Raw genomic sequence first — 24,204 nt, 5'->3', positions numbered from 1 at the left:
CAAGTTTAAACTCTCTAGTTAAGTGAATCCAGCAATGGCTGAACAACAGCATGCAGCCGTTCTGCAAATTCTATTATCTTAATTATCGCTTCAAGCTAGATTTATTTCCCGAATCACTTCAAGCGGAACCTTCGGTTTTCGGTCTTCCGTCAACAACCCGTTGACTTCCTGCTGTACATCGGTTACCTGTGTATAGCAATAGCCCGAGAGATAGGGGGTCGCTTTAATTGCTCCGGTGATTGCACGGAAACGTTCGATAAAAGCTTCGACTGAATCCACCTGGTTTCCGTATCCCCAGCCCTTGTCCGTCTGGAAGGCAATGCCGCCGAATTCGCTTATGATAATCGGTTGTCCTCGGTAGGCATATCCTTCTGCAAAGGCATATTTCCAATTGTTAAAGGAGATGCTGTTGTTTACGATGCTTTCCTTGTCCTGATATCGCTCCAAAAACTCTTCGCCCGTCTCCACATAATCATGAAGGGTCAAAATATCCGAGACCGTATGCTCCCAACCGTCATTGGTAACCACCGGACGATACGGATCAATCGTCTTCGTCAGATGATAGATGGTTTGCGTGAACTGCTGCTGCCTTACATCATGTCCAATGGTCGATATGCCCCACGATTCATTGAATGGGACCCAAGTTATGATGCTTGGATGATTGTACTGCTGCGGCACGATTTCCAGCCATTCCTTCGTAAAGCGGCTAACCGCCTGATCATTGAACTCAAAGGTCGACGCCATTTCTGACCAGACGAGCATGCCTTTCACATCACACCAATATAAAAAGCGAGGGTCTTCCAGCTTCATATGTTTACGAACCCCGTTATATCCCATCGCAGCTATTTTATCGATATCTTCGATAAGAGCTTCTTCAGAAGGGGGAGTCAGATGAGTTTCCGGCCAGTAGCCCTGATCTAGAATCAGCCGCTGGTAAAGAGGGCCATTATTCAATAGAATCTGTCCGTTTTCAATCGATATTTTCCGCATGCCAAAATAAGAATACACCCTGTCGCTCTCTTTCTCGTCCTCATACAGAGCAAACTCTACATCGAACAAGTTGGGCGATTCCGGTGGCCACAAGCACTGCTTCCATGGACCACACGCTTCATGAAATACATGGGCCTCCACCGTTATCCAGGGCCTGTCGGCAGATAAGCTGACCTTTTTCACATGCTGTCCTTTCAGCGCAATCCGTGTCTCCAGGCGTATATTATCTTTAGCCTCAATACCCATGAGCTGAAAGTCAAAGCGGATCATATGACGGTCGATATCCGGTGTTATCATGACCTCATTGATTCTTATCTCATTCACATATTCAATCCACACACTTTTCCAGATTCCGGTGCTCTGTACATAAAAGCATAATATTTGCTCCAATGCCGAATAACGCTGGCCAAACATCTCCTTGTATCCACGGCACTCACTGTAAAGCAGATTGCACTGGAAACTGGCTTTCATCAAAGCAGCTATTTTATCAAGAGATTTCGGGAGCATACAGGCATCACGCCGGAGCAGTTTCGCCAGCTGAGAAGGATGGGTTAGTACAATCTAAAAAACTCCTTCAATAGCTGGGCATGCGTGTATGGCGACGTACAAATCGAAATTACAAATTTTGCAGTTGAATAAAAGAATAAGCGGCCGCTTAGGACGTTTGGTTAACATGTCCTACGCTACCGCTTCTGTTAATGTTTTTTATTTCACTTCTATATGGGATTATATTGTCTGTTTGGATATTGCTCCGAAATATTCTACAACTACCTCACGGAATTCTAGAGCAGCCCGCGAAATATACCGACTCCTGTGCCATAATAAAGCGATCTCCCGTACCAATTCGTGATTTTCTACTTGAAGATATTTAAGATGTTCCCGTGAATTTCTTGCCGTGCTTGGTATGAAGGCTATGCCAATTTCAGCTTCCACAAGCGTACTAAGCCTTGCAGGTTCATCCCCCTCATACACATACTTAGGTATAAAACCTTCCGATTTGCATACAGAGTCCACTAAATCGCGAGTACCGTAGCCTCTCTTTACACCGACAAACCATTCATCCCTTAGATCCGTCAACGTTACACTGCTTCGATCCGCCAGCCGATGCCCCTTTGGAACAGCTACAAGGATTGGATCGATAAACACGATTTGGCATTCGATGTCATCTCCCTCTATTGGAGGTGAGGACAAGCAAAAATCGACCTCTCCTCTATGAAGCAGCGTTACCATTTCCTGCGTGGTCAGCATTTGCACATGAAATTGAATATAGGGTCGCTTTTTCCGAAACTCTCGCAGAATATTGGGTAATGTGCTTGCGGTGGTCACTGCCAATTCGAGAGTGCCATGTTCCGGGCTGGATAAATCACTAAGCTCCTGCTTCCCCTGCTCCAATTCAAATAAAGCCCTCTCTGCACGGTGAAGGAATCTACTTCCGAACTCATTCAATCGCAGTTTCCTCCCTGTTCGATCGAATAGAGGAACCCCCAGATCTTCCTCCAGGCGTTGAATCGTTTTGCTCAGCGACGATTGAGTAACGTGCAGACTTCGTGCAGCTTCGGTCACATGTTCCAAACGAGCTACCGTCAGAAAATATTGCAGTTGAAGAAGTTCCATTATGATCCCCCATTCATTCCCTCAAGTCAATGAGATTATAACATCAAATGCGTTGGAATAAATAATCGATTTCAAGTACGATGACATTAATTCGCTATGGGGGGACCAGGAATGAGCGTTCGCAGCTGGTGGTTAATGATTTCAGTTGGTCTAGGGATACTATTGAACCCATTAAATTCTTCGATGGTTTCTGTTGCTATTCCAAGTCTGCAAAATGTGTTCCAACTTGACTTTACAGGTGTTTCCTGGATTATTTTTTCTTTCTACATTGCAAGTAGCATCGCTCAACCTGTCATGGGAAAAGCCAGCGATTTATTCGGTCGTAGGAAAATTTTTCTTACCGGGCTTGTTGTAGCCTTCATTGCATCATTATTAGCTCCATTATCACCAAATTTCGGGTGGCTCATCATGTTCCGCATTGTGCAATCCATCGGAACAAGCATGATGGTTGGGGTTGGAATGGCTATTGTTCGAATTCATATTACAGAGAAACAAGCAACTGCGTTGTCTGTTTTGTCCATATTCCTATCTGGAGCAGCAGCAATTGGCCCCTTTATTGGCGGGGTCTTGATTCATTGGTGGAATTGGCCTGCTATCTTTTTCATCAATATTCCGTTTGTGGTGGCCAGCTTTGTATCGGCTTGGAGGAATATTCCTAAGGACGAACTGCCAACATCCGTAGCACGCAACATGTCCTTTCGTAAATGGTTTGAACTGATTGATGCATTAGGGATTCTGCTCTTCACAGTGGCTTTGGTTACCCTGCTCGTTGGACTACTCTCAGCAAAATCATCTGGACATATCTTATTAGGAAATGTCATTGTCGGGCTGATAGGTCTCGTTGCGCTGGGGATATTCGTACGACATGAGTTAAAAGCGACATCACCCTTTATTCCTTTACGTACATTTGCCAAGTACCCTGCGATGACTTGGGTTAATGTTGAATTCATGCTCGTTAATGTACTATATTACTCGCTCTTTTTCGGGCTTCCGTCCTACTTGCAAATGGTACGTCATGTCAGTGAGTTCCAAACAGGCATTCTCATGCTAAGCTTAGGCTTGTGCTCGCTAATTACTTCTCCAATTGCAGGACAATGGATCGATAAATCAGGACCCCGACCGGCATTGCTGGTGTCCGCAATTCTGATGACATTGGGGTCAGTGTGGCTCGTGACATTGAATCCAACTTCACCGGTTATCAGCGTGTGTTTGGCTTTAGCTGCATTCGGTATTAGCAACGGTTTGAACAATGTAGGTATGCAAGCAGCCCTGTTCCAAAGTTCTCCAAAAGAAATAATCGGTGTAGCATCCGGATTATTTAACACATCAAGATATCTGGGAACCATTATCTCTTCATTATTGATAGCTATCGTAATGGGAGGTACGTTTAGCTTCAAGGGATTTCAAATGCTTGGGATTATCCTCACGGTAATTGCATTGTCTTTGGTATTCATGAGTCGGCAGCACTGGAAGTCAGCGCAATTGCATGAGTCGTAGTCCCACAAAGTTCGTATCTTAAAACATTGCGCGGCACCAATCATCATGCATCCAATGTCATTAATTTGGATTAAAGAAGGCGTTTCACCTAAACGAACGGTTTTATGAAATCGGTTGCATGAACCTTTGCACACTATTTTAATTGATTCTGATGTTTCTCTCTGTGAAGCAACCTTATTAGCTATTTTTTTAATAACTGCCATAATACCATTTTTCAGAAAACAAAAGCATATTCAGTGGTCGTTTGATCATTATCGCGCCCCTGTATTTCCCTTAAGCGGAGTGGACTTGTCGAAGTGTTGAGCCAACGTAACACGGAAGTCAGTCTGCTCCAGCGGGCTGGTATATTCGCCAATGTTTGAAAAATACTACAGATTTCGTCCCTCGCTGAAGCAAGGACAAGACCCTCGTTCCGGCTTGCCGACATAATCCAGCTTGTCATTATACCCTTCCGAATTCCAGGGATTAGTAGAACGTTCGCTACACATAAGTTCAGTCTCCTTTTTGTATGATTACAGGTCACAATAGTAGTGCATCATTTTCTCACAAAAACCAGTACTTTATAGAATGTACCGACTTGGTAAAATTTCAAGTATTAAAGACTTAATAGATATATACTAACTATATTTTAATCAAAGCTAACCATTCCCTCTCGGTCTGTCTGACGCAAAGGCAATTAAATAAAGCATCGTGTGGAGTGCATTCTTCATTACTTTTGAATACTTCAGATTCCCCACTTCAATCAAGGACTTAATGGATCTATATTAACCTCGATTTCGTCGACCTGTCAAAAAACTTTCTAAAAGATGCAGCTTGATCTTCCCCCATGCTCATACTAAAAAAACCGCTGATTTGATTTGTTCAGATCAGCGGTTTGAAATCTCAATTCTTCCACAAATTCATTGACATACTTTTAGATTTGTTTATTTTCTGAATTCGGATTATCAAAACCTAACAGCCTACCCTTTGAGGTGTAAATGAAGCCATTTGTTGGATCTTTTTTTGCTTTTATCTGATCATCATTGATTTAAAAATTACTTCGTTGTAGCTTCGTACAAACGCTGTAAAATGGTAACAGCTTCAGCCCGTGTGACTAGCGCTTTTGGGTGAAGGTATCCTTCATTAGCAGTAAGGACTCCCATCTTGGTTAGGGTGTAGAATGCTTCTGCCTTTTGATCCTGGGAATCTCCATCATAGTTGTACTCTTCTCCAGTCTTGTCGATGTACAGCACCGGATAGTAGGCCGAGAAATTGTCATTGTAATTGGCCTGACGAACTTTCATATCCTTGTACTGCGCAGCTGCGGAAATCACTTCCTCAATCTCAGGATGAAGCGTCTGATTGGTATAATCCGTACGAAGAGAGGCGATCATCATCACATCCCAGCGGGTCAATGGTTTGTCAGGTTTTACATAGAATTGATAGTTTGGATATTTCCCGCCAACACTTTCAGCATACGGCCAGACGTAGTCCCCGTTGAATATTGCTGCAAAATCTTTATTCGCCCAGTGTTTACGCGCATCCACAAAGTCGGAAGGTTCGCCGGAAGAATGATCGATTTCTGGAAAAAGCTTGTGAAACATATGTACAAATTCCGCTTTCGTTATGGTTTTGCTTGGCTTGAAGGTCCCATCTGCATAGCCCTTGACAACGCCCTTGTCGACCATGGAACGAATCGATTCGGCAGCCCATTCATATTTTGTTCCTTCCACATCAGGAAACGTGTTTGCCGCGAATGCAGATTGACCGAAAAACAGTGTCGTCGCAACCAACGGGGTGATAAGCCATTTCTTTTTCAACATCTCTTTCCACTCCTTTAGGTAAAATTTATGTATAAAATAGTTCTCTAGACTCAATTTTATATCGACATTTCAAAAGAAAATGATGATATTAGAGAGAAAAAAGCACTGTTAAACAGTATTTTGGAATATCGACAATCTGTGTTTAAAAAATGTTATGGATACAAGTTCTAAAGTCTCTCCATATTCGGGTAGACCCGTCGGGAATTGAGAAAGCTTGTGAAGGCCTTCATGGCCCGTTCTCGCTTTTTACTCTTTTGACCTAAGCCTGTACGTCCCTAGCATCGATTAACCGCTTCATGCGATGAGGAATCTGCATTAGTGTAATCTGCCCGTTAGTTAAAAAACAGCCGAGCGCTCGGCTGTTTTTTTGGTAGCGTTGAACTATCGTTTTTAGTTAGTTTAGCGAATTCCACCCCATAGGACTGGGAAGCTCTTCGCTCCAAAATATTGATATGCATCTACGCTTATAACTGCATCGAGGTATTGCTCTGCAAAAGGCAAGTGGCAGGCATCTGCATGAATGGGGATAATTTGGCTTTCCAAACCAAACTCTCTGAATCTTCTATACTTTTCAGTGCACTAATCCATAAATCCACAGCAAATATGGTTATGTCAAACTTTTGCGCCAGATAGATAGAAGTAAGTCCGGTCCCACAGCCCAAATCCAACACTCGCATTCCTTTCTGCAAAGTCAAATTTTTCGATAGCTCCTCGAGCATGATAATCGAACTAGGCCCCATTAAATTTGCTCTTATGAAATCTACGTCATCTAGATCTCGACGGATCATTTCTGCTGACCCCCTCCTACTTTCTTCATTTGATATTTCCAATAAAGCAATTCTTCATCTTTGTGATCAATTTCGAATCCTAACTTCATTAACAAATTCTTAGAGCTGATATTGTCAGGTACGCATCTTGCCGTTACGATTTGGACTTCTTCATGATTTAAGGACCACTCTATTAATTTTTGAGCGGCTTCATAGCAATAGCCTTTGCGGCGATGACTTTCATTCGTTGCAAAACCGATCTCAATCATACCGTTCTGATCAGGATCTCCTAAAAAACCAATCCCTCCAACAATTTCTTGGGTATCCTTCTCCACAATGATCCAAGAATCAAAACCTCTAGTGCCATTATTTTTTATCAAAAGTTCTCGAAAATAAGGTAAAGCTTCAAAGAAATCAGGACCCGGCCATTCATCACTGGTTTTATAACCCAAAGCTTCAATAGCACCTATATCACGTTGGGCTGCTGCTTCGATTAAATTAAGATCAAGTGTTTTTAATAGGAGCCGATTCGTTTGAAGTTTCATGTAATGTCCACCTTTCTACTTACTTAGATTGAAACTTTCATTCAAGAAGTCTGGTTGTATTTGACCAAATTGGAGTAATTACCTTCTATCCCCCTTTGCTAAAATTAGAAAAGGGCAGGAATGAACATACGTCATTCCTACCCTCATACCACCTGCTATTTAGCCACAAAAAAATCCGCGCTGAACCAGCACGGATTGGACTCATTATAACAGGTATCCCTAAGGATCTGGTAATATCCGTTGTTCTTAACTAATTCCGAAGCTTTCAAATCCCCACCCGTAATACAAAAATTGGGCAGACGAATAGTAGGTGCATAAAAACCTCTTTTTATGGAATTGGATTAGTAAAGAACAGCTCCAGACAAAAAAATCTCTCCTTAGTGAATTACCCTTATTATACCAGGGCCAATTTTATCTGCCAACCTTTCACATATTACAAAAGCGTTTCATTAGGACTATCCTGCTGCTTAGCTTAAAAGCAATCGAGTGATCGGCTGCTGTGGTAGCAGCAACTGCAGCATGACCCTACAGGCCTTTTCCCCCTAGAGCACGCAGTTTAATGGGCTCCGCTCCAATAATCAACGGTCGGGCGCGTTGTATCGACGCCAGTACCTCTTCGTTCTTAAGGCTGGCTGCATGGGCATCTGCATCTTTCCACAGTTCGGTCACATATAACGCATTCGGGTCGTCGTCTGACACATTGATTATATACAAATAGCAGTCATTATTCGACTTCAACAGATCTGCCGCTTCTAGCAAGATATTTGCAAGAGCGTCCCTTTGCCCTGGAGGTGCCGTCAACTTTCCATACATAGCAAAATGGTTCATGATCCTCATCCTACCCTCGAATGATATTTGACTTCATCTTATTATAATGTTCCGCAATGTCAGCGCTAATTTCAGCAAGCTTCTCCACAAGCGCTAAAAAATAGTCGGTACCATTCCCCCATCCATACGGATTGGCGAACCTTTAAATGCAGATGCATAAGGACTACATACAAATGTAGCTAGTCTACCTATTTCAATAGGCTTGATAAATCGCTGTATTTCAGATTGAGGCAGGTTTGTAACCATAAAATCTTTCTCTTTTTCTGAAAAAGTCATATCTTCATGAGGATACATACTCTCAATGATTTGGTGCACATTCTCAGAGAGTGTTGGTCCTGGCATGATCGTATTGACTGTAACTTCTGTCCCTATTGTTAATTTAGATAAGCTTTTTGACAATGATAACAACATAGATTTTGTCATACAATACTGCGGCATTTGTCCTGAAGGCATAATTGCTTCTTCACTCGCAATAAAAATAATGCGGCCATAATCATTTTTCAACATTTTAGGTAAATAAAATTTTGATAATCCATTTGCAGCAAGAACGTTAGTACGGAAGTATTTTTCCCATACTTCATCGTCTACGTCCTCATATTGCATAATTTCATAAATGCCCGTATTGTTAACTAAAATATCAATACTAGGGTATTTTTCAAATAAAGCTTCTCTTTGTCCAATATCCACAATATCGGCTGTCGCATTTTGAGGGGAGGTAGCTGGGAAATTTGACTTAATTTCATTTACAGTTCGTTCTACCTCTTCATAATTTCGTCCATTAATTAGTACATTAACACCTTCTTTGGCTAGTTCAATGGCAGTTGCTTTACCTATGCCTTTCGTTGATCCTGTAACTAAAGCTGTTTTATATTTTAATCCCATATCCATAATACACTTCTCCTTTTTTAAAACAGTCTTGAGCTCTGGATAGTGATTATATTATCTTGTCTGGATTGTCCAGTAACTAGCATATTGCGCCAAAGTTCTTGTTTAACACGCCAAATAATAAAACTCATTAGGCAGTCCTAACGTGCTCCTGATATCGAGTTTGTACCTAAGTGTTCAGTCCGCCAATTTGAAGGTGTATCACCCTCCCATTGGCGGAAGGCGCGGTAAAACGAATTCTGGTCTTCATATCCAATCAAAAATGCCACCTCTTTAATATCGAGCGAGGGGTCTGCCAAGTACTCTCGTGCCTGCTCATGCCTAGCTTGTGTCAATAGAAACTTGAAGCTCGTATTTTCGTCAGTAAGCCGGCGCTGCAAGGTACGATCGCTCATACTGAGCTCCTTCGCCACAGCCTGAATGTCAGGACGCCCTCCTGTAAGGCTACGTTTCATGATCCATTTGACCATCTCAGTAATTGGGCGGCTGCGCTGCTGCTCACCCAACGATCGGTCCAGAACAGGAGTCAGGATTTCCAGCAACTCTTTGTTGTACGAGACAAAGGGACGGTCCAGATCTCTTCGATGTAGCGTCAATCGGTTACATTTTGCACCAATTCGGATGCGACAGCCGAAGTATGCTTCAAGGGCTTGTACATCGCCCATGGAGTGCGAAAATTCAACAAGCTGCGCTGTCAAAGGTTGACCTGTCCCCCGGCGTCCAATCTCCAGAAGACAAGCCAGCGTAATACCCACCAGCATCGGCGGACCAGTTTGCTCGGGAGACAGCCATTCCAGATCAATTGTACAGTGCTCGCCCTTCTCAGTGATGTGTAGGTTTTCCGGGGGACACAGTTGTTTGTACCGAGCCATTCGGTTTAGAGCGTCGCGGTAGTCCCGAGCGTGGTAAGTCGCTAAGACAGTCGGTGGGTACTTCGCTGTATCAAAGACGGTTGCAAGCTTGATGATTCCTTGTGCAGTGTCACCAATGAGATCAGAATATGCCTGCCAGATCGCGAAATATTGAGCGGTGGTGACTACTGTTTCAGTACTAATGGTGATCGGCAATCGTGCTTTGCGAGCTACGTCGTGGGCGCCAAACCCTAACTGACATAATCCTGCCCACAATCCTGGCGGGATTTTAATACGGTCAGAGGTATGAGACTTCATATATATGGGCCTCCTTTATCTACTTGCATATTCATTAGTTTTGGTTGCGATGGGGTCCCTTCTTAAGTACACATAAGAATACTCTTAAGTACGTTAAGGTGTCTACATTAACGTACTAAGCTGCGAAAAATGTTACATCTTCTTGTTATCTGTGATACTTTCAATCAATGAAGAGGAATATGGCGAATTACTTAATCATAATAAAATTCTGTTAATGGCATGAACGACTCATCCTCAACACCAAAAAACACACCCATATGTTTATGAGTGTGTTTTTAAAACCTCAAATCACGACACTCCTAGGAATGTCATTCCTTCATGCTTCTTATATTTAAAAATTAAGGCTTCAAGAAAGGCCGGTTTTCACCGATCTTACCGGAGGCAAGATTATCCGGGAGATCAAGTACAATAAACCTTTTGCACCCCAGCGGCTAGAGTAGTTGTACACAACATCCTGTATGATTTTATATCTTTATCGTGTGCAGCATTAATCAAATCCTGGAGGTTGCACCTGGTGACTCTCATTGGATCACTGTTGGCTGCATTGCCGCTTGAAACATGATTCGCACCACCTCGGTTGTTCGAAGGGTCCCCATCAACGTTTTTTGCAATTGATCAGCATTGATCGGTGTTACAACAATTACAGATGTTAATACAAGTATCCCCGTGACGATCTCTCCCTTCCTCTTTTCTCGTACAAATGATTATTCTATCACTCTCATGGATTATTTTATGTTTTTATGGAAGAATTCAGAGTAGAATATGTTGATTTATAAGAAGGAAATAGCGGATTTTATGTAAAACTTCTTTTCTCTTTACGTGTAAATTAAACCTATTCGAAATCTCAGCAACTTAAAAATGATCAAGCAATAGAATTCGGTTGTGGAGCGATACCCGCTTGGTTTTATGGTGGGCAAAATTATTTTGCTCACCATTTCAAAGGTTTACTGATTACTTAAATGCATCCCAAAATTTCATTAGATCAATACTGTTTGGTTCTCTCCAGGATCCTATATATCTCTCTTTGATGGATTGAAAAATAGAGCGGATTTAAATAGTTCTTCGAATCACGCTTTTGGTTGCTGCCGCCTCAAAAATCGTCTCAATCAGCACCAATACACGGTGTACTTCTTCATTTTTGATCGCAATCTCCGCTTTTCCTTCGATGGTGGAGACAAAATTCTCATAAAAGCTTTCTGCAGCAGCAGGTATTTTCTCAATCGGGAACCTAAGGGTGGATTCCTCAGACGGCGGCGCCATCGTTTTCGTCAATCCTTGACCTGCTTGAATCGGCTTGGGTTCCACGTGAGCGACATCTGGATTTCGGGTGACGATCTCTCCACTCAAATCCCAATCTCTAATCATTGCGGTTCCTTCAGTTCCTTTAATATACCAGCGCGGCAGCTTTACGTAATTGGTTGTACCCACTTCAATGACTGCGGTCAGACCGTCCTTGAACTCAATAAAGCTGGTAAAGCCGTCATCCACTTCAGTCCCCAAAATATAGCTAAGGGTAGCAGCTACGCTTTCTATTTTGCTGTCCGTAATCTGAAGCAGCTGGTCCAACAGATGTACTCCCCAATCCAGTAGCATTCCTCCTCCATACGCCTTTAGTTGCCGCCAGTCACCTGGGATGCCATTAGCCCCCTGAACTCGCGATTCCAAGTGGAAAAGATCACCCACGGTCTTATTGCCAATTATATCTTTAATAATTCGGAAGTCTTCATCCCATCTACGGTTCTGATGTACTGTAAACACACGATTTTCTTTCTTCGCCACCTCAACAATGTCCAATAAATCCGCGCTCGTTATCGTAACCGGCTTTTCACAAATGACATGTTTTCCGGCTTGCAGTGCCTGGATCGCGATTTCCTTATGAACATCATTAGGTGTTGCTATCAAAACAATATCCACGGCCTGATCGGCAAGGACGGCATCCAGGCTGGCATAAGTTTTATAGCCGGCAGCCGCAGCCAGTTCCATTCGGTAATCGACAATATCATATACACCGCCAATGGCAAGTTGCTGATTAGATTCGATCAATTGAACATGGTAGCTTCCCATGCCTCCATAACCGATAATGACTACATTGTATATACGATTGCCCATTTTCATCTTCCTCCACTCCTGATTTAAGCCCACCTCATATCAAGTGGTTGCTCATAGATCAATAAATTTTAATGTCCTCGTAACTCTCCCTTCACTTCGTCGGATAGCTCTATCATACAAATCTCATGAAAAGCTTTCCTCCTCATTTCTTGCTGTTTTATTCCCGAATATTGTCCTGCGGTATTTCAATGGTGATGTTCCTGTTGCTTCTTTAAAGAGATGATGAAACGTCTTTACACTACTGAACCCTGCTGCCTCTGCGACCTCAGTGATCGGATTGTTTTCATTCAACAAAATCCATTTTGCCTTATTCAGTCTGTAATCATTCAAAAATGCTACAAAGGTCATCCCCGTATTCTTCTTAAATAGCCTAGCGAAATAATAGGGACTGAACCCCATATAATCAGCGACATTCTTCAGCGAAATGGTTTCATGATAATGGCATTCCACATACTCAAAAATACGTTCCAGTTTATAAAGGGTGTCCTTTGATTGTGTTAAGGGTCTTTCAGAGATGTCAGGAAGCCTTGGCGTCGTGCTTCTCGGCACTTCACGCATAATAAGAGTCAACATCTCAAACAACTTCGCTTTGATCATATAGGCATGACCTTCGTGGTGGTTGACGTTCTCATCATAAATGCTTTGAATCAGAGAAAGCATTTTAGCTGCTGTTTCTTCTGGCCAGTTCCAGCTTGATTGCTCCATCTCCGTAAATATAGTTCTAAGAGGGCGTTTCTGATCACTTAATGTGGAAACCTCTTGAAAAAAGCTCAGATCAAATTGAATAACCACCCGTTCGCTGTCGGGAGAAGCCAAGAAATAATGAACATCACCCCCATTTATAAACTGAACTTCACCTTGTTTCATGCGTATCGAAATATCGTTAATTCCAAGATCCAAGGTTCCCTGGGTCACATAAATAATTTCAATTTCTTTATGCCAATGAGGATAGCAAAGCACGTCGCCTTTATTAATAAAACTCCGGAAAGGAAAATGTCGGTCAAGCTCCGGGATTTCTAAATAAAAATTCATTTTGGTAGACTCCTTTTGTTGTAAAGTTCAAAAAAGCCGTACACATGACTATTGATAATTATGCTGCACTGCATCCCTTCTTCTCTTCTTCATTTTTCTCCTTCTCGACTTTCGAAAAAATTCCCTCTCCCTTTTAAATTGTAAGCGGTTAACATTCTTTTTCCTACCCTATCAATCATAGTTGTATTAAGTAAAACAACTGTTAGGTATCCTTACTAACCTAATTTTGCAAACACAAAGTTATGCCTCAATTATGAGCGGTTTGGCGCCCGAAAACAATTTGGGCTGATCTTATTACGTGTAAAATTGTCGAACGATTATTTTTACATTTTTTATATAAATACGTGTGTACATTTCCAAGAAAAAGGTATAATCTAGTAAAGCAACAGAATCCATATAAAAAATATAGACTTATGGAGGGACGGACCTTGAAGAGACTATTCGCTTTAAGTTGTGCTTTCTATCTGTTAATCGGCATTACTAGTGTGGTGCTTGGAGCATTACTGCCGGTCCTACTGCCTTACTATGGACTGGGGTACAGCGATGGCGGATTATTGTTGTTCCTTCAGTTTTTCGGATTTCTTGTCGGTGTTCTGTTCTCCCCCTTCATGGCTCTACACATCGGTCGCAAGTCTATGCTGTCCATTGCCCTGGTTAGTATCGTAGCAGGGTATGCCATCTTGGGTGTACTCCCCTCATGGACCTGGGTTATCGTGATGACCATCTGGGTTGGCTTCGGCTCAGGCATCATTGAGTCGTCCATCGGAGCGTTCACGATTGAGTTCACCGAAGAGCAGAAAGCCGTAGCCATGTCCAAGCTGGATGTCTATTTTGCACTTGGTGCACTGCTCATTCCCGCAGTGGTAAGCCTGTATATCTGGCTTGGAGTGTGGTATTTGACCTTCTACACCATCTCCCTTCTGACGTTTATTCTGGGGCTGTTCTGGATTACCATGCCTACTTCCTCCTCTTCCCATCTTATTCAAGCAGATCTCCAAACCTCTGAGCGATCGGTCGAACAAGCCCGGTACTCTGTACAGCACCGTGTGTTACTGGGAATATTCATTGTATTTTTCTTTGTTTACATGGGGCTTGAACTGGGGCTCATGAACTTCCTACCCTCTATTCTGATCGAGACCCTGCAGATTCGGGAATCCGTAGCTTCGTTGGGTGTTAGCATACTATGGATTGCGATGATCATCGGCCGCATGTTCTCAGGGAAGATTGCAGAGACCGCAGGATATATTCCTTTCCTGCTGTGGAGCGGAATCGGAACTTTCTGCTTTCTGGTCGCAATGGCGTTTGTCTCCAGTCAGTGGGCTACATACCTTCTGATTTTTGGTGCAGGGTTATTCATGTCCGGTCTCTTCTGTATTGCCCTCGTCTATGCGAACGTGCTGATTCCGGGAATGACCGAGAGAACAACCAGCATTCTAATTGCGTCAGGCGGAATTGGCGGAGCAGTGCTTCAATATGTAACAGGCTGGAGCATGAGCGAATGGTCGGTGACGGCTACCCTTTGGATTTTGGCGGCTTTCAGCCTAATTTTGCTGCTGGCGGTCATTTTCTCGCATCTGTGGAATGGCAGGAGCAGACGGGTAGTTGACTCCCTTGTCCATCAGGGCAAGGAAGGATGAGATTCTTTATTCTTGGGGGAGGTGAGGCCCACCGCTTTATGTAGTAGCAGGGCAGTACATTTTTTAAGGATGTACTTAATGAGAATGTATATTCTGATATGGAGGGGAACATCGTGCATACCTTAACCAAAGAACGCTTCAGATACGGAAAAGGCATTACTCTGATTGACGATTCGGGTAAGGAATATTTAGATGGCGTATCTGGCACCTTCAATCTCTCACTCGGTTACAATCACCCTCATGTCGTCACCAAAGTACAGGAACAAGTCGCCAATCTTGCCCACATGTCCTCATCCTTTACCGAGCCCTATGTCGAGGAAGTCCTGGATCATTTGATCCAGTATACGCCGAACGGCATTGACGCGGGATGGATGAGAGATATTACCGGCTCTACGGCGAACGAATGCGCTGTGAAGCTAGCCCAGAAATATACGGGAGCGCTCGATATAATCAGCCTGTATCTATCCCATCATGGGCAGACCCAGTTCGCAACAGGCATATCCGGCAACGCCTTCCGGCGGAGGAAGTTTCCCAACTCGGCTGCAGCAAATTCCCTTCATGTACCTGCTCCCTACTGCTATCGCTGCCCGTTTAATTCTTCGCCTGACAAGTGTGGCTATCAATGCGTCGAAGCCATATCGGATGCTATTGAGTATGCAAGCTCAGGTTCTGTGGCCTGTATGATTATTGAACCCATCCTGGGCAACGGAGGCAATATCATCCCACCTGCAGGATATTTTAAACGTCTCCGTCAGCTGTGCAACGAGTACGGGCTGATCCTAATCGCTGATGAGGTGCAGACCGGGATTGGGCGGACAGGCTATATGTTTGCAAGTGAACTGTTTGATATCCAGCCAGATATCATTACTCTCGCCAAGGGTCTCGGCGGCATTGGTGTACCGGTAGCAGCAGTATTGATGCAGTCTCGTCTTAATGTCCTCGAGAAGCACGAGCACTCCTTCACCTCAGGTAGTAATCTAATCTCGGTTACGGCAGCTAAAGCCACGCTAGAGGTTGTATCTGAACCCGGTTTTCTGGAAGCCGTTCGGTCCAAAGGAAGCCTGCTCGGAACCCTGCTGACGGAGATGGCCGACAAGCACGATTGTATCATTGGTGAGGCTCGCGGCGTCGGCTTGATGTGGGGACTGGAAATTGTCGACGAGGATAATGCCCCAGACGCAGTTAAGAGCAATGCGATTATCGACCGCGCTTTTTCCGAACAGCAGCTGATTCTCAGAGGCTCCCGTTACGGTTACGGCAATGTGGTCAAAGTGAGACCTTCCCTCACGGCTACGGAAGATGAGATTGTCGAAATTGCCAAGCGGCTTGACACTGTTCTGACCACCCTTCACTAACTATCTGCCTAACAGGCAAAAGGAGGAATTATTCATGCTTGCACTGGTATACAAATCGGCTTGGGATGTCGCACTTGAGGAAAGACCTATCCCGGAGATAAAAAAAGATAACGATGTACTCGTCCGAATTCGGGCGACAGGCGTATGCGGTACGGACCTAGGTATCATTAGTGGCAAATATCATGCCGTTCCGTCCACTATCTTGGGCCACGAATCAGCGGGGGATGTGATCGCTGTAGGATCAGCCGTCAGTTCACTGCAGCCTGGGGACCGGGTGGTGATTGATCCAACATACTACTGCGGCCAATGCGAAATGTGCCGGACAGGAAGACAGAATCATTGCACACACAAATCCGTAACCGAGACCGGAGTTAGCGCCGACGGTACGTTCACCGATTATTATGTGACTGAGGACCGTTTTTTGTACAAGCTGAAGGACCATATCAGCTACGAAGAAGCGACGCTGACCGAACCGCTGAGCTGTATGCTGACCGGAATCAACCAGATTCACCTGCTGCCGAACTTCACAACCGTTATTTTAGGCGCAGGTCCGATCGGGATTCTGTACAGTTATGCTCTTGCTTCGAAAGGCATAACTGGTTGCCTTGTTGACATCTCGGAGGAACGGCTCGCTATAGCGGATTCTATTGCTCCCGAACGGTGGTCCGCGCACGCCACACTGGAGTCGGCCATTCATGAGCTGGCTCCGTTAAAAAATCAGGTGGACATGATTGTGGATACCACAGGAGTGGTCGGCACTGAGGTACTAAGCCAGCTTGCGAGCGGCGGGTATTTGATGCTGGTGGGGCTGAGAGATGGGATAAGTTCGTTTAATCCGAAAGAGGTAGTTGACCGTAGCCTTAAAATCATCGGCTCGATTGATTCTCTGGGCACGTTCTCCACGGCGCATTACCTGATTGAGCAACAAATCATTCCCGCCAAAAAAATCATAACCCACTCGTATCCGCTTGATGACTACCATGAAGCCTTTAAGACGCTTGGATGCAATATCAGCGAGCGGACACTTCAGCCTTCGTCTCAGGCGATCAAGATTGTACTGCAATCTAATGGCTCCGGCAACTAAATTTAGCTACTAACAAGGGAGAGAATGGACATGACGAGCATCCATCATGTTACACCGACCAATAATGAATGCACAGGAGACCTATCAGCGTCCGTTCCGGTCAAAGCGGTCATTTTCGACATGGACGGGGTGTTAGTAGACAGCGAACCGATTTACTTTGAGGTCGAACGCAGCTCCTTTGCCCATTTCGGTGCGCCCATGACGGAAGAAGAGCATCACACCTATGTCGGAGTGACACTCGAATCCATGTGGCGTCAAGTGCTGAACAGGCATCAGCTCACCAATACGGTGGAAGAGGCCCTGTCCTATCACCGAAAAAATGTGATGCAGACGATGATTGCGCACGAGGGCCTTGTGGCGATTGACGGACTGGAGCGGTGGCTGGACTGGCTGAAAGAGAAAGGGATTCCGGTCGCGGTGGCCTCTTCCTCTCCACGGGCGCTGATTGATCTCATTATGGAAAAGACAGGACTTGGCCGTTACTTCGACATTCGAATCACCGGTGAAGAGGTATTGCAGGGTAAGCCTGCACCGGACATCTTCTTATACGCCGCCGAGCAGCTAGGCATTGCACCGGCCCATTGCATCGTTATTGAGGATTCACAGAACGGGGTCCAGGCAGCCAAAAGTGCAGGAATGTACTGCATCGGCTTTCACAACCCCGGCTCCGGCCGGCAGGATCTGTCCAGAGCCGATCGCTGGATTCTCAGCTATGACGACCTGTGGGCGATCAAAGAGAATCTACCGTTCGATGAGCAGTTGCTTGCTAAGAGCAAGAGCTGAAAGGTACCGGAAGGTATACCCCCTTTATAATCATATGGAATCGTCCGATCTTTACTATGATTGAGGGTATTAAATAATGCCCCTTGGAATATACACGGGAGAATGTCATTTATCCTTCCCTGTGTGTACTCTAAGGGGCGTGCTTTGCATCGAAGTGGTCTAGTTGAAACGAGTAATTTCCCGGTTCAACACACAACTGTCTTTTTGACATATAACTGATCTCCTGACGGTTTTAAATCCTCTATTCGTATGCAGCAAAACTTATATAGAAAAATGGGGTGCTGTTAACACCCCAAACTGGATTCATCGATATATATCCTGCTTCATCTGAACGGTAATTTTGCCCTATATTCAGCTCTTTCTGTCTTCTTCGGTAATTAGAGAACTGTAAGCCGGAATTGTAACTCTTCCTTTCTTCACCTTTACATCCTTTGAGGTGGAGAAGACCACTTTCCATTTACCCTTATCGAAATCTTTTATCTGCAAGGTAACCGGTTCTCCAGACAGGTTATGATATACATACATTGTTTCTTTGACTGAAGTACGTTTAAATGCGGTCACGCTGGCAGAACCTGCTTTTATAGGTTGCAGACTGTCGCTGCGTAAAGCTTCATGTTCTTCCCTCAGACGGATGAGTGTGCGATAGCTTTCCAGTAAGGAGTCATCGTCCCTCAGCTGCGCTTCCACCGATACCTCGCCTGTGTTGTATTTGGGTTTCTCCCACGTCGTTTGACCAGGGCCATCTCCCTTGTACCAGCGCATAGGCTCACGAAGATACTCATCAGGCTTCTCTCCCTTCATGCCGATTTCTTCCCCGTAATACAGGAAAGGCTGACCCGGAAGCGTCAAAAGAATGGAAGCGGCCAGCTTGGCTTTTCGTACATCCCCGCCCAGTTCGCTCATGACACGGGTCTGGTCATGGTTGCTCAGGAACGGAGCATCGAGTGCCGCCTTATTATACGATTTGTACAGTTGCAGCGTTTTCTCGGCGAATGTCGCGATACCCTGATCTCGGCCGTTTTTCACGGAGTTCAAAATCGTTCCACCCAGGTCAAAATTAAATAGGGAGTGGAGTGGTCCGAAATAAGGAGCTATGGTCTCCGGTTTGTCCCATACCTCTCCTGCCAGATATACATTTGGATTCACCTTCTCCATCTCGGAACGGAATTCATTCCACCAGGCGATGTTCTTATCCGCACCATCCTTCGTCTGTCCTCTAAAAATATGCATCGCCGCGTCAAGCCGGAACCCGTCTGCACCCTGCTGCAGCCAATACTTGCCGACTTTGATCATTTCTTTGCGGACTTCGGGATTGTCAAAGTTCAGATCCGGCATGCCCGACCAGAATGTACCGTAGAAATATCCTTCGCCGTTCGGATTCTTATGCCATACCTGCTGACCCCACGAGCCCTTTTCATCCAGATCTGTGTTCTCATCCGCCCATACGTAATAGTTGTGGTATTTGCTTTGTGGGTTGGCACTGGCCTCCTTAAACCATGGGTGCTCGCTGCTCGAATGATTGATAACAAGGTCCATGATCACCTTGACGCCCTTTCGGTCCGCTTCTTTCATCAAGGTGCGAAAATCATTTAGACTCCCATACTGCGGGTCCACCTGATAGTAATCAGTTACATCATATTTATGGTAGCTTGGAGATGGATTTAGGGGCATAAGCCAGAGGCCGCTGACCTGCAAATCCTTACCCGAATGGGGTTTGCCATCGTTTAAGTAATCAAATTTTTGTGTGATTCCTTTCAAATCACCGTGTCCGTCTCCATTCGAATCATAAAAAGAATTGATATAAATTTCATAAAATACACCGCTTCCAGTAGAAACCGGAGGCTTATGTCTGTTCAATTCCTGCTCTGCCATTGCACCTGAAGCGAACATCGTGAGCATAGGCACCGTTAACATGGCAGTGGACAATCTTCTTAAGCGTTTGTTACGTGTCAAAACAAATCAGCTCCTTTGATTGTTATGGGTGCGCTTTCATTATAAATAGAAACAATCCAAAAAAAGGGGATATTTATTATCTATTATGGTGGAAAATATCGATCTTATTGTTTTATCTCTGTATCAAGCAAAAAAAGGAGCAGACTCTATGTCTACTCCGCTTTTCATCCAAATCAGTTCAGGAAATATATCTTAATTTAATGCGTTTTGAAGCTCTGTGCAGCGAAGACTTTACTGAATTTTCACTCTTGTTTAAGATTCTAGCCGTTTCTTTTATAGAGTATCCTCGGACTACACGCAATTCAAGTACCGTCCTTTGCTCGGTATTACTTGCCATCAAAAGAATTCGATTGACCTCCTCCTGAATTTCAAAATCGACGGTATCCCAGTGGTAGTAAAGCAGCTCCTTACGTAAGTTGTATTCATCCATCTTTTTCCGTTTTCTTATTAAATCTATAGCTAAATTTTTGGCAATTCTCAGAAGATAAAATCGAATACGATCTTGAGGCAAGTCAGGTGAAGCTCTTATAAACCGAATAAAGCACTCATGCAACAAATCTTCGGCATCCTGTTTGTTATGCAATATCCTCAATAGATATCCAAAGAGATCTGATTTGCAAGATAAATATAGATCCTCCACATCTTTAATATCCATATTATTGCTTATCCCTTCTGTTTTGATTTAAATCGGTACGTTACTTGATAGTTTTAGATTCATATCCCTGCTTATTATTCGTATCTCAATGCATCTATAGGCTTCAAACTTGCTGCTTTATAAGCCGGGTATACTCCAAATAGGATGCCTGTGCCTGCAGAGCTAAGAAACGAATATATAATAGGCGAGATCGTAAATTCAATGGTCATATGTGCAGTTGCTTCAAGTATTTTGGATGCCCCTATGCCTGTTACAACCCCGATTGTACCTCCTAATAGACCAAAGATGACCGCTTCAGATAGGAATTGAATCATAATATCTCTCGGTTTGGCGCCAATAGCTTTTCGAATACCGATTTCTCTTGTACGCTCTATAACCGACACCATCATAATATTCATAATTCCGATTCCCCCTACCACGAGCGATATCGCGGCTACACCTCCTAGCAAGCTGGTCATGATATTATCTACACCTGAAGCAGCACCTGCTGCTTCTGACAGACTCATAATTTGAAATTGATCCGGTTCCGAGGGTTTTAGCTGGTGCGTTAAACGCAAGCTTTCCAATATGTCTGAACGAGCCTGATCCATCAAAGCTGGTGACTTGGCGGATACGTCCAATCCTGTAATGTTCTTCTCACCCAGACGGTTCATTATAGTTGTAGCAGGGATGTAAATTTGTTCATTAGTGCTGTAGCTTAATTTCGTTACTGGCTGAGTATTTAATACTCCAATTACCTTGAAAGGGATCTGTTTAATTTGAAACGTTCGTCCCAATACATTTTGGGTATCTCCACCAAAAAGACGTTGAACCGCCTGACTTTCAAGAATGGCGACATTCATGCGTTTATCCATCTCATCGTTGGTAAATGTTCTGCCCTCGGCAAAGGAAAACTTTTTAACTTTATAGAATGAAGCGGAAGTCCCTACAATAGTGGCGTTATAGTTATATCGCCCCCACGTAGCTTTTGAATTGCTCGTTATATTTGGCATCAATGCATCTATGGAATTCTTTTGTTCCAACGCCTCGACATCAGCCCAAGTAAACGATGGAGTGTTGTCATAATCTATTTCACCATCGACCATTGTCATAGCTGGCGCAACCATCAATACGTTATTCCCTAATTTATTAATTTCCGCCTTTATGCGGGTTGTAGAGCCGTTTCCAATCGCCATAATGGCAATAACCGCTGCCACGCCGATAATAATACCGAGTATTGTTAAAAAGGAGCGTAGCTTATTGGTTGTTAAACTGTTAATTGATACACGGATCGTTTCCATTAAATTCATAGGCTTGCCATCCTTGATGAAATTCTTCTATTCATAATGCTCTCATCCCGCTCAATATTCCCATCACGAAAGCTGATCAGGCGCTTGGCATATTCGGCAATTTCCAGCTCATGAGTAACTAAGACAATGGTTTTCCCCTGTTCATTCAAACCTTGAAACAGCTCCATAATCTCGACACTCGTCTTTGTATCTAGTGCCCCCGTTGGCTCATCCGCCAGCAGAATAACAGGATTATTCACCAACGCACGCGCAATGGAGACACGTTGCTGCTGACCACCAGATAGCTCATTAGGCTTGTTGTACATCCGTTCTGCAAGCCCTACACTTCGAAGCGCCTCCACAGCTCGTTCCCGGCGTTCCTTGGCAGGTATACCTGCATACATCATAGGTAGCTCTACATTAGCTAATGCTGTAGTTCGGGGAAGTAGATAATATTTCTGAAACACAAAACCCAGTTTCTGATTTCGAATCTCGGAAAGCTCGTTCTCACGAGCATCCAAAATGGAATACCCATCCAAATAATACTTCCCCGTATCAGGATGATCGAGGCAACCAATGACATTCATCATAGTGGACTTACCCGAACCAGAGGGGCCCATTATGGCAACAAACTCACCTTCGCTAATAGATAAATCAACACCACGCAGAGCCTGAATCTCCTGACCGCCCACCTCATATATTTTTTTAAGTTCTTTAATTTCAATAACGCTTTTATTCAAACGAACTTCGTTCATTGTGCCTGACCTCCATCAGGGTCCTGACCCTCTTGACTGCCATTCGGACCAGCACTACCACCCTGGGGCGGAATAACAATGGTTTCGCCTTCCTTGACACCAGACTTGATTTCGGCCTGATCCGCTGTATAGACCCCCAGCTTCACTGGTCTGAATTCATAATCTGCAGGGTTAGCCGGGTTCCTCGCTACATATACTCCATCCACTCCACCTTCGGATCTCAATGCGAACAATGGAACAGACAACGCATCTTTATGTTCAGCCAAGAGGAGTGATACATCCATGTTCATCCCTGGTTGTAGTCTTATCTTTTGACTATCCAAAGACAATTCAATTTTGTATGTAGTCACATTGGAATCCGTAACCGGCTCTGGAGAAACAAAGAGGACTTCGCCTTTAAATTCTTTGTCAGGGAATGAATTCGTGTGTAACGTAGCCTGGAGCCCAGTCCTCATTTTAGCAATGTCACTTTCGTTAACCTTGGCACTAACCTTCATAACGCCTGTATTGGAGTTGTTCATAACAATGAAAGGTGCTGTAGGACTGGTACCCACATCGCCATTAACCTTCAAAATAATTCCATCCCACGGTGCCGTAACCTGTAATTTGTTCAGAACACTTTTCTTCTGTTCCAATTCCGTTTCAGCCTGTTGTAAAGAAGCCTGTACGGATTGAATATTGGAAGCATCAGGCGGGGACTGTGCTGCCTTTAATTGTATTAAAGCTGTTTTATAGCCCATTTCCGCATCCTCAATCGCCTGAACTTGTCGATTCTTTGCCTTCTTGTATTGAAGTTCGACATTATTCATATCCAATTTTGCCTTATCCAGGTTTTGCTTGGCCGTCGCCAGGTCACTTTCTGCAGATGCATCATTCTGGACTAGATAATTCTGGTCATCATAATCCTTCTGGGCTTTATCCAAAATCATCTTGGCCGCCACTTTTTGTGCAGCCACTTCTTCCAGCTCCATGGAATCCTTGGCTGTTTTAATCGCCATCTGCGCCTTTAGGACATTTGCCTTCTGGAGCTCAATATCACTAGACTTTGGTCCGCGCTTGGCTTCCTCCACCTTGGCTCGGGCAATCGCTACATTGGATTCAGCATTTTTAATTTGTAACTTGGAATCCGAATCATCCAAACGAGCCAACACCTGACCCGCTTTGACACTATCTCCTGCTTTAACATTGACGGCAATGAGCTTGGCACCCTCAACATTTGTAAAATTGATATTGACTTCCTTAGAAGCCTGAACGGTTCCAGTTACTTTAAGCGATTCGGTCATGTTTGTTTTCTGTACCTGTACGATCTGGTTCGCAGGACCCTCCACGGGCTTTTCCTGACTTCTATTCATATAAACAGTACTGCCAATTCCCGCTATAATAATCAAGACAAGAATACCTATGATCCCTTTCAATCTTTTTTTCCTTCTTAACACTTGCAATGCATCTTTCTTTTCTGTTTCCGACAATGTTATA

At 44.1% G+C, this 24,204-nt stretch carries 21 protein-coding genes; 6 read left to right on the top strand and 15 right to left on the bottom strand.

The window, feature by feature from the left end; translation table 11 throughout:
* Positions 1–90 precede the first annotated feature (90 nt).
* A complete protein-coding gene (locus ACWGXJ_RS12420) occupies positions 91–1,461 on the bottom strand; it encodes a glycoside hydrolase family 2 TIM barrel-domain containing protein (RefSeq protein WP_452566860.1) in 1,371 nt (456 codons plus the stop codon).
* On the opposite strand from ACWGXJ_RS12420, the gene ACWGXJ_RS12415 reads away from it, so the two are divergent.
* Positions 1,387–1,545, top strand: a complete 159-nt coding sequence (locus tag ACWGXJ_RS12415) for a helix-turn-helix domain-containing protein (RefSeq protein WP_452567895.1) — start codon at positions 1,387–1,389, stop codon at positions 1,543–1,545. The genes ACWGXJ_RS12420 and ACWGXJ_RS12415 overlap by 75 nt on opposite strands.
* A gap of 171 nt (positions 1,546–1,716) precedes the next feature.
* Here ACWGXJ_RS12415 and ACWGXJ_RS12410 read toward each other — a convergent pair whose 3' ends face one another.
* The gene (locus tag ACWGXJ_RS12410) at positions 1,717–2,604 is read right to left on the bottom strand and encodes a LysR family transcriptional regulator (RefSeq protein ID WP_235306330.1); all 888 of its coding nucleotides are present in this window, start codon (positions 2,602–2,604) and stop codon (positions 1,717–1,719) included.
* Positions 2,605–2,715: 111 nt separating this feature from the next.
* Here ACWGXJ_RS12410 and ACWGXJ_RS12405 point away from each other — a divergent pair, with 111 nt between their 5' ends.
* A complete protein-coding gene (locus ACWGXJ_RS12405) occupies positions 2,716–4,101 on the top strand; it encodes an MFS transporter (RefSeq protein WP_452566859.1) in 1,386 nt (461 codons plus the stop codon).
* 1,034 nt (positions 4,102–5,135) lie between these two features.
* Here ACWGXJ_RS12405 and ACWGXJ_RS12400 read toward each other — a convergent pair.
* The 8 genes from ACWGXJ_RS12400 to ACWGXJ_RS12365 form a co-directional block, all read right to left on the bottom strand.
* Positions 5,136–5,903 (bottom strand): S-layer homology domain-containing protein, encoded by a 768-nt coding sequence (locus ACWGXJ_RS12400; protein WP_452566858.1) that lies wholly within the window; start codon positions 5,901–5,903, stop codon positions 5,136–5,138.
* 464 nt (positions 5,904–6,367) lie between these two features.
* Positions 6,368–6,691: an SAM-dependent methyltransferase gene (locus ACWGXJ_RS12395; RefSeq protein WP_322175820.1), complete on the bottom strand. Its 324-nt coding sequence runs from the start codon at positions 6,689–6,691 to the stop codon at positions 6,368–6,370.
* Positions 6,688–7,215, bottom strand: a complete 528-nt coding sequence (locus ACWGXJ_RS12390) for a GNAT family N-acetyltransferase (protein WP_452566857.1) — start codon at positions 7,213–7,215, stop codon at positions 6,688–6,690. Before ACWGXJ_RS12390 ends, ACWGXJ_RS12395 begins: the two co-directional genes overlap by 4 nt.
* Before the next feature lie 525 nt (positions 7,216–7,740).
* Positions 7,741–8,043 (bottom strand): putative quinol monooxygenase, encoded by a 303-nt coding sequence (locus ACWGXJ_RS12385; protein ID WP_452566856.1) that lies wholly within the window; start codon positions 8,041–8,043, stop codon positions 7,741–7,743.
* 93 nt (positions 8,044–8,136) lie between these two features.
* Positions 8,137–8,931 carry an SDR family NAD(P)-dependent oxidoreductase gene (locus ACWGXJ_RS12380; protein WP_061830939.1) on the bottom strand — a complete coding sequence of 265 codons (795 nt, stop codon included), beginning with the start codon at positions 8,929–8,931 and terminating at the stop codon, positions 8,137–8,139.
* Positions 8,932–9,068: 137 nt separating this feature from the next.
* Positions 9,069–10,097, bottom strand: coding sequence for a helix-turn-helix domain-containing protein (locus tag ACWGXJ_RS12375; RefSeq protein WP_452566855.1), 1,029 nt, complete (start codon positions 10,095–10,097; stop codon positions 9,069–9,071).
* A gap of 1,050 nt (positions 10,098–11,147) precedes the next feature.
* Complete coding sequence (locus ACWGXJ_RS12370; protein WP_322175807.1) at positions 11,148–12,212, bottom strand: Gfo/Idh/MocA family protein; 1,065 nt, start codon at positions 12,210–12,212, stop codon at positions 11,148–11,150.
* A 117-nt stretch (positions 12,213–12,329) separates the two neighbouring features.
* Positions 12,330–13,238, bottom strand: a complete 909-nt coding sequence (locus ACWGXJ_RS12365; RefSeq protein WP_452566854.1) for an AraC family transcriptional regulator — start codon at positions 13,236–13,238, stop codon at positions 12,330–12,332.
* Between the two features lie 428 nt (positions 13,239–13,666).
* On the opposite strand from ACWGXJ_RS12365, the gene ACWGXJ_RS12360 reads away from it, so the two are divergent.
* The 4 genes from ACWGXJ_RS12360 to ACWGXJ_RS12345 all read left to right on the top strand — a co-directional run bounded on the left by ACWGXJ_RS12360 (position 13,667) and on the right by ACWGXJ_RS12345 (position 18,097).
* Complete coding sequence (locus ACWGXJ_RS12360) at positions 13,667–14,875, top strand: MFS transporter (RefSeq protein ID WP_452566853.1); 1,209 nt, start codon at positions 13,667–13,669, stop codon at positions 14,873–14,875.
* A 113-nt stretch (positions 14,876–14,988) separates the two neighbouring features.
* Positions 14,989–16,230 (top strand): aspartate aminotransferase family protein, encoded by a 1,242-nt coding sequence (locus ACWGXJ_RS12355; RefSeq protein WP_452566852.1) that lies wholly within the window; start codon positions 14,989–14,991, stop codon positions 16,228–16,230.
* A gap of 34 nt (positions 16,231–16,264) precedes the next feature.
* Positions 16,265–17,314 (top strand): 2-amino-2-deoxy-D-mannitol dehydrogenase GutB1, encoded by a 1,050-nt coding sequence (gene gutB1, locus ACWGXJ_RS12350; RefSeq protein WP_069291925.1) that lies wholly within the window; start codon positions 16,265–16,267, stop codon positions 17,312–17,314.
* 30 nt (positions 17,315–17,344) lie between these two features.
* Positions 17,345–18,097 (top strand): HAD family hydrolase, encoded by a 753-nt coding sequence (locus tag ACWGXJ_RS12345; protein ID WP_081330754.1) that lies wholly within the window; start codon positions 17,345–17,347, stop codon positions 18,095–18,097.
* A 351-nt stretch (positions 18,098–18,448) separates the two neighbouring features.
* Here ACWGXJ_RS12345 and ACWGXJ_RS12340 read toward each other — a convergent pair whose 3' ends face one another.
* The 5 genes from ACWGXJ_RS12340 to ACWGXJ_RS12320 form a co-directional block, all read right to left on the bottom strand.
* Positions 18,449–20,050, bottom strand: coding sequence for an alpha-amylase family glycosyl hydrolase (locus ACWGXJ_RS12340; RefSeq protein WP_452566851.1), 1,602 nt, complete (start codon positions 20,048–20,050; stop codon positions 18,449–18,451).
* A 178-nt stretch (positions 20,051–20,228) separates the two neighbouring features.
* Positions 20,229–20,705: an RNA polymerase sigma factor gene (locus ACWGXJ_RS12335; protein WP_165179843.1), complete on the bottom strand. Its 477-nt coding sequence runs from the start codon at positions 20,703–20,705 to the stop codon at positions 20,229–20,231.
* Between the two features lie 74 nt (positions 20,706–20,779).
* Complete coding sequence (locus ACWGXJ_RS12330; protein ID WP_069291922.1) at positions 20,780–21,994, bottom strand: ABC transporter permease; 1,215 nt, start codon at positions 21,992–21,994, stop codon at positions 20,780–20,782.
* Positions 21,991–22,728, bottom strand: coding sequence for an ABC transporter ATP-binding protein (locus ACWGXJ_RS12325; protein ID WP_452566850.1), 738 nt, complete (start codon positions 22,726–22,728; stop codon positions 21,991–21,993). Before ACWGXJ_RS12325 ends, ACWGXJ_RS12330 begins: the two co-directional genes overlap by 4 nt.
* Positions 22,725–24,197 carry an efflux RND transporter periplasmic adaptor subunit gene (locus tag ACWGXJ_RS12320; RefSeq protein ID WP_452566849.1) on the bottom strand — a complete coding sequence of 491 codons (1,473 nt, stop codon included), beginning with the start codon at positions 24,195–24,197 and terminating at the stop codon, positions 22,725–22,727. Before ACWGXJ_RS12320 ends, ACWGXJ_RS12325 begins: the two co-directional genes overlap by 4 nt.
* Positions 24,198–24,204 lie beyond the last annotated feature (7 nt).

It is taken from the genome of Paenibacillus sp. S33 (assembly GCF_053615415.1).
Note: the sequence above shows the minus strand (reverse complement) of the source record. Positions and strands in the feature narration are given on the sequence as shown.